The organism is Cellulomonas carbonis (genome assembly GCF_014636275.1).
Taxonomy (GTDB): domain Bacteria; phylum Actinomycetota; class Actinomycetes; order Actinomycetales; family Cellulomonadaceae; genus Actinotalea; species Actinotalea carbonis.
This window is the reverse complement of sequence record NZ_BMEB01000004.1, coordinates 164,779-178,008: the sequence shown is the minus strand read 5'-3', so window position 1 is coordinate 178,008 and position 13,230 is coordinate 164,779. Positions and strand designations below refer to the sequence as shown.

11 protein-coding genes and 1 pseudogene are annotated in these 13,230 nt (G+C 75.2%); 3 read left to right on the top strand and 9 right to left on the bottom strand.

Annotated elements, in window-relative coordinates; all coding sequences use genetic code 11:
• The first annotated feature begins 119 nt into the window (after positions 1-119).
• Positions 120-395 carry a helix-turn-helix domain-containing protein gene (locus tag IEV86_RS13160; RefSeq protein WP_052426374.1) on the top strand — a complete coding sequence of 92 codons (276 nt, stop codon included), beginning with the start codon at positions 120-122 and terminating at the stop codon, positions 393-395.
• A gap of 19 nt (positions 396-414) precedes the next feature.
• Here IEV86_RS13160 and IEV86_RS13155 read toward each other — a convergent pair whose 3' ends face one another.
• Positions 415-948: a hypothetical protein gene (locus IEV86_RS13155; protein ID WP_043608098.1), complete on the bottom strand. Its 534-nt coding sequence runs from the start codon at positions 946-948 to the stop codon at positions 415-417.
• Between the two features lie 153 nt (positions 949-1,101).
• Here IEV86_RS13155 and IEV86_RS13150 point away from each other — a divergent pair, with 153 nt between their 5' ends.
• Together IEV86_RS13150 and IEV86_RS18235 are read left to right on the top strand one after the other, a co-directional pair.
• Positions 1,102-2,013: a LysM peptidoglycan-binding domain-containing protein gene (locus tag IEV86_RS13150; protein ID WP_188484702.1), complete on the top strand. Its 912-nt coding sequence runs from the start codon at positions 1,102-1,104 to the stop codon at positions 2,011-2,013.
• Positions 2,014-2,345: 332 nt separating this feature from the next.
• The gene (locus IEV86_RS18235) at positions 2,346-2,675 is read left to right on the top strand and encodes an Rv3235 family protein (RefSeq protein ID WP_188484701.1); all 330 of its coding nucleotides are present in this window, start codon (positions 2,346-2,348) and stop codon (positions 2,673-2,675) included.
• Positions 2,676-2,769: 94 nt separating this feature from the next.
• Here IEV86_RS18235 and IEV86_RS18280 read toward each other — a convergent pair whose 3' ends face one another.
• The 8 genes and pseudogenes from IEV86_RS18280 to mtrA all read right to left on the bottom strand — a co-directional run bounded on the left by IEV86_RS18280 (position 2,770) and on the right by mtrA (position 13,100).
• Positions 2,770-2,940, bottom strand: a complete 171-nt coding sequence (locus tag IEV86_RS18280) for an SEC-C metal-binding domain-containing protein (RefSeq protein ID WP_438501609.1) — start codon at positions 2,938-2,940, stop codon at positions 2,770-2,772.
• Positions 2,929-5,703: pseudogene (gene secA / locus IEV86_RS13140) on the bottom strand (preprotein translocase subunit SecA); the annotation flags it as partial. The pseudogene secA and the gene IEV86_RS18280, both read right to left, overlap by 12 nt.
• A gap of 201 nt (positions 5,704-5,904) precedes the next feature.
• On the bottom strand, positions 5,905-7,182 hold the full coding sequence (locus IEV86_RS13135; protein WP_052426438.1) for a winged helix-turn-helix domain-containing protein: 1,278 nt from the start codon (positions 7,180-7,182) through the stop codon (positions 5,905-5,907).
• An 86-nt stretch (positions 7,183-7,268) separates the two neighbouring features.
• On the bottom strand, positions 7,269-7,907 hold the full coding sequence (hpf, locus tag IEV86_RS13130; RefSeq protein ID WP_043608578.1) for a ribosome hibernation-promoting factor, HPF/YfiA family: 639 nt from the start codon (positions 7,905-7,907) through the stop codon (positions 7,269-7,271).
• A gap of 174 nt (positions 7,908-8,081) precedes the next feature.
• Complete coding sequence (locus IEV86_RS13125; protein ID WP_188484700.1) at positions 8,082-8,924, bottom strand: ComF family protein; 843 nt, start codon at positions 8,922-8,924, stop codon at positions 8,082-8,084.
• A 51-nt stretch (positions 8,925-8,975) separates the two neighbouring features.
• On the bottom strand, positions 8,976-10,694 hold the full coding sequence (locus IEV86_RS13120; RefSeq protein WP_043608580.1) for an LpqB family beta-propeller domain-containing protein: 1,719 nt from the start codon (positions 10,692-10,694) through the stop codon (positions 8,976-8,978).
• The gene (gene mtrB / locus IEV86_RS13115; protein ID WP_052426439.1) at positions 10,694-12,403 is read right to left on the bottom strand and encodes an MtrAB system histidine kinase MtrB; all 1,710 of its coding nucleotides are present in this window, start codon (positions 12,401-12,403) and stop codon (positions 10,694-10,696) included. The genes IEV86_RS13120 and mtrB overlap by 1 nt, the downstream gene beginning before the upstream one ends.
• Positions 12,404-12,416: 13 nt before the next feature.
• On the bottom strand, positions 12,417-13,100 hold the full coding sequence (gene mtrA, locus IEV86_RS13110) for an MtrAB system response regulator MtrA (RefSeq protein ID WP_043608583.1): 684 nt from the start codon (positions 13,098-13,100) through the stop codon (positions 12,417-12,419).
• Between the last annotated feature and the right edge of the window lie 130 nt (positions 13,101-13,230).

Below are 13,230 nucleotides of genomic sequence, written 5' to 3'. Positions count from 1 at the left end.
GTCCGGTTCCTCCCGATTGCCGCGGACCATCATGCCGTGTCGAGGGGCCTGCCCGGGGCCCGTCCGCGGAGCCCTGTGGACGACGCGGAGCGCCAGCCGCTGCGTGCCAGACTGGCCGCATGCCGCCCCGCTTCCTCACCCTCGCGGACGTCACCGAGGTCCTCAACATCTCCAGCGCGCAGGCGTACGCGCTCGTCCGGACGGGCGAGCTGCCCGCGATCCAGGTGGGGGGCCGCGGGGTGTGGCGCGTCGAGGCGACGGAGCTCGAGGCCTACATCGAGCGGATGTACGCGCAGCAGCGCGCCCGGGCCGGCACCGAGGCGGGCGAGCACGACCGGCACGCCGAGCGGGACGTGACTGCCGAGCGGCCTCAGGGGGCGATCGGCCCGACCTGACGTCGGGGTCGGCGCCAGGTCAGACCTCGCCGACGCGCAGCAGAGCGGTGAACGGGACGGTGCGCCGACGCCCGGTCGGCCTCCAGGTCGCCGGGTCGGCGACGCCGACGTCGAGGTGGTCCGCCCCCACGGTGTCGACCCGGCCGAGCACCACGCCCCCGGAGGTCTCGACCTGGACGAGCCGGCGGTCCCGGGCGAGCGCCCGCAGCGCGTGACCCAGGCCGAGCCTGCGCACCGACTCCCCCGCTCGCGGCGCCGCGACGACGTCGGCCCCCTCGACCGCGTCGACGGCCGACGCGGGCACGAGGTGCTGCCGGGCACCGTCGGCGACGAGGAGCCAGGCTGCTCCGACGTCGACGAGCGACCCCTCGACGGTGCGCCCGTTCCGGAGCGCGACCAGCACCGGTCGGCCGAGGCCTGAGCGCAGCCGGTCGGCCAGCTCGACGGTCGCGCGCTCGGCGCGAGTCCTGTCGGCGACCTCGGCGACGCGGTCGGCGGCGGCGACCGCGTCGAGCTGCGCCTCCATGTCGGCGAACAGCGCATCCCATCGCACGGACCAAACCTAGGCCCCGGCGGGCGCCCGACGACGCGAGTCGTCCACAGGCGCGGACGCGACCTGGACAGCGCGCCGATCCGGGCGAGAGGCTTCGCCCGTCGAAACACACCAAACGACACCAAACTGCATCCAACGCCTACAGGGGGCACCATGACGACGACCCGATCCGCCGGCGCCGCTTTGCGCGCGCTCGCCCTGGCCACAGGCACGCTCGCGCTCGCCGCGGGGCTCGTGGCAGCCGCTGCGCAGGCCCTTCCGACGGCCGCAGGTCCCGGAGCACGGGTCGACGAGGTCGTCGTCGCGGTCGTGCTGCTCGTCGCGTCCGCCGCCGCGTCCGTGCTCGCGCTCGGGTCGGGCGCACTGTGCGTCAGCACCCTCGCCCGCGCGTCGGGGCGCCGCCTGCGACGCGTGGAGAGCCTCGGCCACCGGCTCACCCCGGCGGTCCTGCGCAGGGTGGTCGGCGTGGGCGTCGCGGTCGGGCTCGGGATGTCGGGCGCGACGGCCGCCAGCGCGTCCGAGACGGACCTGGGCTGGCTCGCCACGACGACGACAGGGGTGACCGCGACCGAGTCCGCGGCAGCACAGGCGGCCGCGCTGGCGCCGGCGGTCGGCCCCGCGGCGTCGATGCACCGGCCGACCGCCGAGTCGACGGCGGTCCCACCGGCGCCCCCGTCCGAGCCGGCGAGAGCCACGGCGGCCGGTCCGGCGCCCTCGCACAGGGGTCCGGCCGCCGACGCGGCTGCGACGGCCGGCCCGACGCGCGACGTGGGAGCGGCGACCGGGGGTCCGGGCTCGTCGGCACCGGCGACGAGGGCGGCGAGCCCCGAGGCCGACCCCGGACGCGCTGCGCCGGTCGGGAGCACCGACCCCACGGTGGTGGTCCGGCCCGGCGACACGCTCTGGTCGATCGCCGCCGCCACGATGCCGGGCGCCGACGACGCCGCCGTCGCCGCTGCCTGGCCCCACTGGTACGAGGCCAACGCCGACCGGATCGGCCCCGACCCGGGCCTCATCCTCCCCGGCACCGTGCTCGTGGCCCCGTCCGACGAGGCGGCCCGATGAGCGCGGTGACCGTGACGGCAGCCCCGCGCCCCGCTGCCGGGACGGTGCCGGCGCCCCTGCGCCCCGCTGCCGGGACCGTGACGACCCCCGCACGACCGGCCGGGGCCCTCACGGCACGACCGGCCCCTGCGACCCGGGGAGCCGCCGACCGATCACGGCGAGCCCTACGAGCGGTCCCGGGTGCCACGCGACCGCGGCTCCTCCTGCCCCCGCTCACCGAGCGCCCCGCTGCGCGGTCGGCGACCGACGTCGCACTCGCCGTCCCGCCGCGGCTGCGGTCGCTGCGCGCCGCCGTGGTCGAGGAGGCGTGGCCGCACGACCCACGGAGGACCGTGACCACCGCTCCCCTGCCCGACCCCGAGGAGGTCTGCGGGCCGCTCGTGCTCACCGCGGTCGAGGCCCTCCAGGGCGGACGGCCGCTCGCACAGCTGGTCCGCTGGGTCAGCCCCGAGCTCTACGAGCGGCTCACGGCGGCGGCCGCGGCACCCGACGGGAGCCCCCGCAGACGCATCACGGTGCTCCGGACGCTCGTGTGCCGCGTCGACGAGCGGACCGCGGAAGGCTCCGTCGTCGTGCACGACGGGACCCGGGTCCGGGCCGCAGCCGTCCGCCTCGAGGCGCACCGCGGGCGCTGGCGCGCGACGGTGCTCGAGATCGGCTGACCACTCGAGACCCGCTGACGGGACGCGACGGGGGCCGGACGCAGCAGCGTCCGGCCCCCCGTCGGCCTGCCGGGACGTATCCCGACGGACCGCCTCAGGCGTCGTTCACGCCGTGGCAGACCTTGTACTTCTTGCCGGACCCGCAGGGGCACTGCGCGTTGCGCGGCGTCCCCGGGAAGGACTGGCCGTCCTTGTCGGCCGCGACCGCCTCCTGCGTCCGGACGACGGCGGCGTCGCCGTCGACGCTCGGGGCCGAGTACTGCAGCGGCGCCTGCCGGTCGGGGCCGTCGAGGCCCTTCGCGATCAGCACCGGAGCCACGGCGCCGGCGGGGCGCGGGTGGCGAGCCGCCGCACCGGTCCCCTGCGCCGCGTCCGCCTCGGCCGGCTGGGTGCCGCCCGCCGCGACGGTGGGCTGTGCTTCCTCCGCGGGCGCCCGCCCTGCGGCGGGCGTGGTCGTCCCCGCGGACGGTGTGGCGACCCCGACAGCCGGCGTGGCCGTCCCGCCGTCACCCACCGGGGTCCCGGCAGGGGCGGCCGCCGAACCGTCGGCCGGCGCCTCGGCGACCTTGACCTCGAGGTTGAAGAGGTAGCTGATCGACTCCTCCTTGATCGCCTCGGTCATGGCGGCGAACAGCTGGTACCCCTCGCGCTGGTACTCCACGAGCGGGTCTCGCTGGGCCATCGCCCGCAGGCCGATGCCCTCCTTGAGGTAGTCCATCTCGTACAGGTGCTCGCGCCACTTGCGGTCGAGCACCGACAGCACGACGCGGCGCTCGAGCTGACGCATCGCGTCCGAGCCGAGCTGCTCCTCACGCGTCTGGTACGCGTGGCGTGCGTCGGACAGCAGCTCCTCGAGCAGCAGCTGTCGCGTCACGCGCGTCGCCCCGCCGGCCTGGTCGACGACCTCGTCGACCGCGATCGAGACCGGGTAGACCGCCTTGAGCGCGGTCCACAGGCCCTCGAGGTCCCACGTCTCCGGCGTGCCGCCGGCCGTGGCCGACTCGACGTAGCCCGTCACGACGTCGGTGAGGAAGTGCTGGATCTGCTCGCCCATGTCCTCGCCCTCGAGCACCCGGCGGCGCTCGGCGTAGATCACGGACCGCTGACGGGAGAGGACGTCGTCGTACTTGAGGACGTTCTTGCGGATCTCGAAGTTGCGCGCCTCGACCTGAGCCTGGGCGCTCTGGATGCCGCGCGTGACCATCTTCGACTCGAGGGGCATGTCGTCCGGGAACCCGGCGCGCGTCATCATCGACTCGGCGAGGCTCGAGTTGAACAGCCGCATGAGGTCGTCGGTCATCGACAGGTAGAAGCGCGACTCACCCGGGTCGCCCTGACGGCCTGACCGTCCGCGCAGCTGGTTGTCGATGCGCCGCGACTCGTGCCGCTCGGTGCCCAGCACGTACAGCCCGCCCAGGGCGACGACCTCCTCGTGCTCGGTCGCGACGGCGGCCTTGGCCTTCTCGAGCGCGTCGGGCCACGCGGCCTCGTACTCCTCCGCCTGCTCGGCCGGGTCGAGCCCCCGCGCCGCGAGGTCGGCGACGGCCATGAACTCGGCGTTGCCGCCGAGCATGATGTCGGTGCCGCGGCCGGCCATGTTGGTCGCGACCGTGACGGCACCCTTGCGACCCGCCTGCGCGACGATCGACGCCTCGCGCGCGTGCTGCTTGGCGTTGAGGACCTCGTGCGGGACCCCCTGCTTGCGCAGCAGGCGCGAGAGCAGCTCGCTCTTCTCGACGCTCGTCGTGCCGACGAGCACCGGCTGGCCCGCGGCGTGCCGCTCGACGATGTCCGCGACGACGGCCGCGAACTTCCCCTCCTCGTTCTTGTAGACGAGGTCCTTGCCGTCGATGCGCTGCATCGGCCGGTTGGTCGGGATCGGGATGACGCCCAGGCCGTACGTCGCCTGGAACTCGGCGGCCTCCGTCGCGGCGGTGCCGGTCATGCCGCCGAGCTTGTCGTAGAGGCGGAAGTAGTTCTGGAGCGTGATCGTGGCGAGCGTCTGGTTCTCCGCCTTGATCGCGACGCCCTCCTTCGCCTCGATCGCCTGGTGCATGCCCTCGTTGTAGCGGCGCCCGGGCAGCATGCGGCCGGTGTGCTCGTCGACGATGAGGACCTCGCCGTTCATGACGACGTAGTCCTTGTCGCGCTTGAAGAGCTCCTTCGCCTTGATCGCGTTGTTGAGGAAGCCGATGAGCGGCGTGTTGAGGGACTCGTAGAGGTTGTCGATCCCGAGGTAGTCCTCGACCTTGGCGATCCCGGGCTCCAGGACACCGATCGTGCGCTTCTTCTCGTCGACCTCGTAGTCGACCTCGGGCTGCAGGCGGCGAGCCACCTTCGCGAACTCGGCGTACCACTTGTTGGCGTCACCCGACGCGGGTCCCGAGATGATGAGCGGCGTCCGGGCCTCGTCGATGAGGATGGAGTCCACCTCGTCGACGATCGCGAAGTGGTGCCCGCGCTGGACGAGCTCGTCGGGGCGCCACGCCATGTTGTCGCGCAGGTAGTCGAAGCCGAACTCGTTGTTCGTGCCGTACGTGATGTCGGCCGCGTACTGCTCGCGACGCTCCTCCGGACGCTGCCCGGAGAGGATGCAGCCCGTCGTCAGGCCGAGGAAGCGGAACACCCGGCCCATGAGGTCGCTCTGGTACCCCGCGAGGTAGTCGTTGACCGTGACGACGTGCACACCCTTGCCCGTGAGGGCGTTGAGGTAGGCCGGCGCGGTGGCGACGAGCGTCTTGCCCTCACCCGTCCGCATCTCGGCGATGTTGCCCATGTGCAGCGCGGCGCCGCCCATGAGCTGGACGTCGAAGTGACGCTGACCGAGCGTCCGGCGTGCGGCCTCGCGCACCGCGGCGAACGCCTCCGGCATGAGCTCGTCGGTGGTCGCGCCGTCGGCGAGCCGCGCCTTGAAGCGGTCCGTCTCCTCGCGCAGCTCCGCGTCGGACAGCGCGGTGAACGAGTCCTCGAGGGCGTTGACCTGGTCGGCCACCCCGGCGAGCTTCTTGAGGATCCGGCCCTCGCCCATGCGCAGGACCTTGTCGACGAACGACGGCACGCGGTGCTCCAGACGTGTTCGGCGGCCCCGCCGGGCGCGGGGACGCGTGTGGCGCTGGCGGGCACGGGTCGCACCCGGGCGGTCAGCGCAGACCAACGTCCATCGTAGGCGAGGGGCGTCCGCGGCCGCGCCATGCCGCGCGGCCGGGTCCGCCGGCCGACGCACGACGTGTCACCGCGCGAGCTCGCCGCGCAGCGCGGGCGCCAGGTCACCGCGCGCGTCGGCCGGCACGACGACGTCGTCGAGGTCGAGCCAGGTCGCGAGAAGGCGGAGCTCGTCGACCAGCTCGTCGACCGTCGTCGCCGGGGAGGCGTCCTCGGCGAACGCCCCCGGGACCAGGAGCCGCCGGGCCGCCCGGTCCGCCTTGAGGTCGACGCGGGCGGCGAACCGGTCCCCCAGGAGGAACGGGAGGACGTAGTACCCGTAGGTCCGCTGCGGGGCGGGGACGTAGATCTCGATGCGGTAGCGCACGTCGAAGAGCGCCTCGAGGCGGCTGCGCTCGAAGACGAGCGGGTCGAACGGGCTGAGGAGCGCGCGCCCCTCGGCGCGCCGGGCCGTCGTCGCGTCGCGGTGGAGGTACGTGGGCCGGGCCCACCCCTCGACCTCGACGGGGACCAGGGTCCCGGACTCGACGAGCTCGTCGACCGCGCGGCGGACCGCGGGGCCCCGGACGCGGAAGTAGTCGGCGAAGCAGCGCACCGTCCCGATCCCGTGGGCACGCGCACCGATCTCGACGAGCTCGCGCACCGCGTCCGCGTCGGAGGGCTCGGGCATCGCGAGCACCTCGGGCGGCAGGACGCGCTCGGTGAGGTCGTAGCAGCGCTCGAACGCCGCGTTGCGGCTCGCCGCCGTCACCTGGCCGGTGAAGAAGAGGAACTCGAGGACCCGCTTGGCCACGCTCCAGCTCCACCACCCCTCCCGCACGTGGGGGTGCGCGTGCTCGAGCACCGCGTGCACCTCGCGCGCCGTCACGGGGCCACGCGCGCGCACGAGGTCCAGCACCTCGGCGACGACGGCCGCGTGGCGCAGCGGGACGTCGGCGATCATGCCCCAGGACTCCTCGAGGTAGGCGCGCTGACGCCAGCCGAGCAGCCGGTACGTGCGCGGCGGGACGTAGGACGCCTGGTGCGCCCAGGCCTCGACGAGCCGCCGTGGCGCGACGCCCGCCGCTCGCGGCACGAGGCCCGCGTCGTACGGGCCGAGCCGGGAGAAGACGGGCACGAGGTGCGCGCGCGCGAGCACGTTGACCGAGTCGATCTGCAGGAGGCCGAGCCGCTCGACGAGCGCCTCGAGGTGACGCATCGTCACCGTCCCGCCGGTGCGTCGCGGGCGGTCGAGGCCCTGGGCGCGCAGCGCGACGCGACGGGCCTGGGCCAGCGACAACGTCGCCGTCGTGCGCGGTGCGACGGACGACGCCGTCCTGACGGGCGAGGGGCGCGAGGCGGGCATGCCGCCCATCCTCGCGCCCCCCACCGACACGTCGTCAGCGCCCGGGACCGACCCCCGACCGGCCCCGGGCGGTGCGCCCGCGGCGATCACACGGCCGCAGCGGACCTCACGGGTGCGTCGAGCCGGATGACCCCGTAGCTCCAGCCGCGGCGGCGGTAGGCCACCGACGGCAGCGCGGTCTCGGCGTCGATGAAGAGGTAGAAGTCGTGGCCCACCATCTCCATCTCGTACAGCGCGTCGTCGAGCGTCATGGGCTCGGCGCGGTGCAGCTTCTCGCGGATGACGACGGGCGAGTCGCCCCACGGCGTCTCGACGGCGTCGCCGTCGACCGTGGGCTGCGGCGCGGGCTCCGCCGGAGCGGGCTCGGGCTCGGGGACGGCGACGTCGACCACGTCCTCGGGTGCCGTCGTGCCGTTCTTGCGGTGGTCCTTGTGGCGGTCACGCGCTCGGCGGAGCCGTTCGATCAGCTTGGTCGCCGCGAGCTCGAACGCGGCGTACTCGTCGTCCGCGGAGGCCTCGGCGCGCACCACGGGACCCTTCCCGCGGACGGTGAGCTCGATGCGCTCCGACACGTCCGACTGCCGCGGGTTGCGCTCGTGCGTCAGCTCGACGTCGACGCGCTGCGCGCGCGGGGCGAGCTGCTGGACCTTGGTGAGCTTGCCCTCGGCGTGACGGCGGAAGCGGTCGGACACGTCCGTGTGACGGCCGACGACGACGATCTCCATGGTGACCTCCTGGGAAGTGGGACGGCCCGGCGGCCGTCCGGTGGACTGCTGTGCTCACCCTCGAGGGGCGGACGGCGGGCACCACCTCCTCCCGCGGAGATCCTGCTCCCGGGGGCCCGGAAGGCCCACCCGTCCCCCCCGACGGGACCGGAGGAGCAGCTCCATGACCTGACGTTAGCCTCCCTCGCGCGTTTGCGGGAACGCAGACGTCCGCCGACCGGGTGGTGGTGTCGCGGCGAGCACGAGAGCACCCAGCGGGACCCCTCCGGCGAGGACCACGGCGTCGGACGCGGCCGCCACCGTGCCGCCGGTCGTGAGCACGTCGTCGACGACGAGCACCCAGCCGAGCGGGGCCCGAGCGGCCCTGCCGCGGCGCACCGCGAGCGAGCCCGCGACGCCGCCGCGGGCCCGCGCACCGAGGCCCGCCTGGTCGGCCCGACGGCGCACGACCGCGAGCGCTCGGACGACGACGGCGTCGACGCCCCCGTCACGCAGCCCCTCGACGCACGCCCCCGCGAGCCGCAGGACGAGGTCGTCCCCGCGCCGGCGCCGCGCGGAGGCACGCGTGGGCACCGGGACCACCGCGAGCCGCTCACCCCCCGTCACCTCGGCCAGGACCGACGCCGTCCCGCGCGCCGCGCGACGCACGACCCCGGAGAGCGGGGCGGTCAGGTCCGCCCGCCCGTGGTCCTTCCACGCGGTGACCACGCCGCGCACCGGACCTGCGTACGCGGCGGGTGCCCACACCGGGAGGGGCCCCGGCCCGACCAGCCGGTCCAGGCGGGGCGCGGAACCCTCGACGCGGCGGACCGGCCCGTCGAACGACGCGAGGCACGCACCGCACAGACGGACGTCGAGCCGGCCGCACCCCGGGCACTCGACGGGGACGACGAGCCGCGCGAGGTCGGCGAGCGCTCGGACCGCACCGGCCTGCCGGCCCGCCTGCGCGCCGGACGACGAGGCCGAGGGCTGCGGGCTCGAGGCCGACCACGCGGACGGGCGGGTCGACCAGGGCACGGCACGAGCCAACCGTGGACGGTGCGCCCGCGGGCGTCGTCCACAGGCGGTTCAGCCGGGGAACGCGACCCCCTGCACGTCCTCCGCCACGACGGCCCAGGTCTGGTTCTGCCGCAGGTGCAGCGTCCCGTCCGCCGTGCGGACGTAGAGCGCGCGCTCGCCACGACCGGCCGCCACCCCGACCGCACCGTCGACGAGCGGCAGCGCGGTGGACCGCCCGCCGACCACGACGACGTGCATGGTCGCCGCGGACTGGGCCTGCGTCCGCCCGAGGACAGCGAGGGTCGCCTCGTCCACCCAGGCGAGGTCGGTCGCCTCCTGCAGACCGGGCGCGAGGCGGGCCGCGGGACCCAGCAGGCCGGGGGTCCCGTCCTCCTCGCGCACGACGGCCGCGACGTCGAGCGCGACGCCCTCGACGCCGGAGGACACGACGGCGATCCTGGTGCCGTCGCGCGACACCCGGATCGCCTGGAGCGTCCGGCCCTCGAGCCACTCCGCCGCGACGCGCACCTCTCCCCCGCCGGGGCTCACCACGAGCAGCGACGCGCCCGGCGTGCGCTCGCCGGTCCAGACCCAGTCGAAGCGGTCGACCGACGGCGCGACGAGCCCCGCTCCGGCCGCGACCGCCTGCGGGGCGCCCGCCTCGGGCGGCAGGAGCAGCAACGAGTCGGTGCCGTCGCGGACGACGCGCGGCACCCCGTCCGCGCCGAGCGCGGGGCTGTTCGCCGTCGCCGGCACGGCGGCGGCGTCCTCGAGCGGGCTCAGCCCGCCCTGCTCGAGGACCGCGAGGCGTCCACCGGACAGCACGTACGGCCCGTCCGCGGGACCCGGGTCCCGCACGAGCGTCGCGGCGCCCGTCGTCTCGACCTCGACGCCCCCGATGAGGAGCCGCACCTCGTCGACCAGCACGCCCGGGAGCCGGCCGAGGGTCGCCTCGAGCTGTGCGAGCAGCAGCTCCCGGTCCGCGGCGCCCGCGAGCTGCGCCTGCGCGCTCACGTCGACCCGGGCGACGCCGTCGGTCACCGGGACCGACGCGGTCGTCAGCCGCGCACCCTCCGGCGCACCGGTGAGCACCGCGTCGCGGAGCCACTCCGAGGGGCCGGCCAGCAGCGCCTCGACGGCCGAGGTCGCCTGGTTGCGCGTCGGGAACCACCGGACGTCGGGGACCAGGTGCGTCCGGTCGGCGCTCGCGAAGTACACGGGCGTCTGCCGGTAGAGCTGCTCGAACGTCGGCGCGGAGATCAGGACGCCGTCGTCGAGCTGCGAGATGCGCCACTGGCCCGCGCCGTCGCGGCGCAGCTCGAACGCGACCTCCTCGCGCGCCGACGGCCCCGCCTCGACGAAGTGCCCCGTGCTGTCGACGGTCGCCGCGACCGGGACCGAGACGACGACGGCGCCGTCGGGCTCGGCCGTGATCTCGGGCCCCCTGCCCTGGTAGACGACCACACGGGCCCGCGGGTCCCACTCCGTCGACGCCGCGCGGCTGAGGAACTTCCGCGCGACCGCGAACTCGTCGTACAGGCCCGCGTCGACGGCCCGGAGGAACCCGTTGACGAGCTCCACCGGTGTCGCGTCGGGCTCGGGGTCGTTCGCGAGCGGGATCGCGGAGCCGGGCTCGGTCAGCACCGCCTCGCCCGTCCCGATCGGTCCCGACGTCGGGATGCCGACGCAGCCGGCGAGGGCCAGCAGCGCGACGACGGCGACCGCGGCGGCCCGCGTGCGGCGGCGCACCGGTGAGGCGTCCGGTCGGGTCCGGGGGCGCGCGGTCATCAGGCCTCCAGCCGGTCCAGGTCGGGCAGCGCAGCCGGGTCCAGCTCGCGCGGACGCGGCGCGACGGGCGGCGCGGGGGTCGGCAGGTCCCCGTCGTCGGGTACGAGAGGGAGCGGTGACGACGTGAGCGTGATGCCGGCACGGCGCGGGAGCGTGAGACGGAAGCACGCGCCGCGGCCCGGACGCCCCCACGCCTCGAGCCAGCCGCCGTGCAGGTGCGCGTCCTCGATCGAGATGGCGAGGCCGAGCCCCGTCCCGCCCGTCGTCCGGGCGCGCGCCGGGTCGGCCCGCCAGAAGCGGTCGAAGACGTGCGCGCTCTCCTCCTCGGTCATGCCGACGCCGTGGTCGCGGACCGTCACGGCGAGCGCGCGCTGGTCGCCCGCGACCTGGACCTCGACCGGGTGGCCGTCGGCGTGCTCGACCGCGTTGACGAGCAGGTTGCGCAGGATGCGCTCGACGCGGCGCGGGTCGATGTCGGCGTGCGCGGGCTCCTCGGGGAGCTCGACGGTCAGCCACACCCCGCGCCTCTCGGCGATGGGGGCTGCCGCCTCGACGGCGGAGGTCACGACGTCGCGGACGTCGCGCCGCTCGGCGTCGAGCACCGCGGCGCCCGCGTCGAAGCGCGAGATCTCGAGCAGGTCCGCCAGGAGCGCCTCGAACCGGTCGAGCTGGGTCCGCAGGAGCTCGGCCGAGCGTCGGGCGGCGGGGTCGAGCTCGTCGCGCGACGCGTGGATGACCTCCGCGGCCATGCGGATGGTCGTCAGGGGTGTGCGCAGCTCGTGCGACACGTCCGAGACGAACCGCCGCTGCAGGTGCGAGAGGTCCTCCATGCGGATGATCTGGTCCTGGAGGCTCTCGGCCATCTCGTTGAACGAGCGGGCCAGGGTCGCCATCTCGTCGGCCCCGCGCACCGGCATCCGCTCCGCGAGGTGGCCGTCCGCGAGCCGCTCCGCGACCCGCGCCGCACTGCGGACGGGCTGGACCGTCTGGCGTGTCATGAGCCACGTGAGGGCCCCGAGCGCGGCGACGACGCCCACGCCGGCGAGCGCGAGGGTGCGCTGGACGAACTCGAGGGTGCCCTGCTCGGCCGCGAGGTCGTACAGGAAGTACAGCTCGTAGTCCCCGGCGGCGGGCACCTCGACGGCGGACCCGATCAGGAGCCCCGGGGCGAGCGTGCCGTCGCCGAGGGGGATGCCGACCGAGACCCAGCGCTGGCTCTCGTCCGACCGCACGGCCTGCCGGAGGTCCGGCGTGATGAGCCCACCCAGCGCCGGGTCGGTCGAGACGTCGTTGACGAGGAGCGGCGGGAGGTCCCCGGGTGACCTGCGCAGGAAGACCTCGCGGCTGCCCGAGCCGCCGGTCTGCAGCGCGGGGACGAGGTCGTAGAACAGCGTCTGGAGCTCGGGACCGGTCGAGGCGGTCGAGGCCGCGAACGTCGCCTGCGCCTGCTGCGTCGCGCGCGCGCTCTCCTGCAGCACCTCCTCGCGCCGCTGCTCGAACAGGCCGTCCGCGATGCGGTCCGAGACGTACACGCCGAGCAGCCCGACGGCGACCATGCCGGCCGCGAGTGCGGACGTGACGACCCTCAGCTGGAGCGACGAGCGCCAGCGGTGCACGGCGGCCGACGCGCGACGCTCGGCGGCAGCCGCGAGCCGCTCCACCCGCCCCGCCGGGGCGCCCCGCCCGGTGGGCGCCGCGGGGCCCGTCACGGCGACCACCCGGTCACGACGGCCCGGTGCCCGCCTTGTAGCCGACGCCGCGGACGGTCACGACGATCTCGGGGTGCTCCGGGTCGTGCTCGATCTTGGAGCGCAGACGCTGGACGTGGACGTTCACCAGCCGGGTGTCCGCGGCGTGCCGGTAGCCCCACACGCGCTCGAGGAGGACCTCGCGCGTGAACACCTGCCACGGCTTGCGGGCCAGGGCCACCAGGAGGTCGAACTCCAGCGGGGTCAGCGGGATGACGTGGCCGTCGCGCGTCACGCGGTGCCCCGTGACGTCGATCTGCAGGTCACCGATGGTCAGGTGCTCGGGAGTCGGCTCGTCCGTGCGGCGCAGCCGTGCGCGGACGCGGGCGATGAGCTCCTTGGGCTTGAACGGCTTGGGGATGTAGTCGTCCGCGCCCGACTCGAGGCCGAGGACGACGTCGACGGTGTCGCTCTTCGCCGTGAGCATGACGATCGGCACACCGGACTCGGCCCGGATCAGGCGGCAGATCTCCGTCCCGTCCTTGCCGGGGAGCATGAGGTCGAGGAGCACCAGGTCCGGCTGACCTGCTCGGAAGGCGCCCAGCGCCTCGTCGCCGTGGTCGCAGAACAACGGCTCGAAGCCCTCCGAGCGGAGGACGATCCCGATCATCTCGGCCAGTGCGACGTCGTCGTCGACCACGAGGATGCGACCCTTCATGGCCCCATGGTGTCATCCCGGAGGTCAGCGGCGTGCACGCCGCGCGAACGGGCCGCCGCGCGTCCCCCGGACGCGCACGTCAGCGTGGCACGATGGGGCGCGCGACGGCGGACCCTCGCCGCCGCCGTGC

What these genes read in the sequence shown, in the direction of transcription:
- IEV86_RS13150 (WP_188484702.1), top strand. Translation starts at nt 1,102, where the DNA reads ATGACGACGACCCGATCCGCCGGCGCCGCTTTGCGCGCGCTCGCCCTG.
- mtrA (WP_043608583.1), bottom strand. Translation starts at nt 13,100, where the DNA reads ATGAAGGGTCGCATCCTCGTGGTCGACGACGACGTCGCACTGGCCGAG.
- IEV86_RS13135 (WP_052426438.1), bottom strand. Translation starts at nt 7,182, where the DNA reads ATGCCCGCCTCGCGCCCCTCGCCCGTCAGGACGGCGTCGTCCGTCGCA.
- IEV86_RS13120 (WP_043608580.1), bottom strand. Translation starts at nt 10,694, where the DNA reads ATGACCGCGCGCCCCCGGACCCGACCGGACGCCTCACCGGTGCGCCGC.
- IEV86_RS13160 (WP_052426374.1), top strand. Translation starts at nt 120, where the DNA reads ATGCCGCCCCGCTTCCTCACCCTCGCGGACGTCACCGAGGTCCTCAAC.
- hpf (WP_043608578.1), bottom strand. Translation starts at nt 7,907, where the DNA reads ATGGAGATCGTCGTCGTCGGCCGTCACACGGACGTGTCCGACCGCTTC.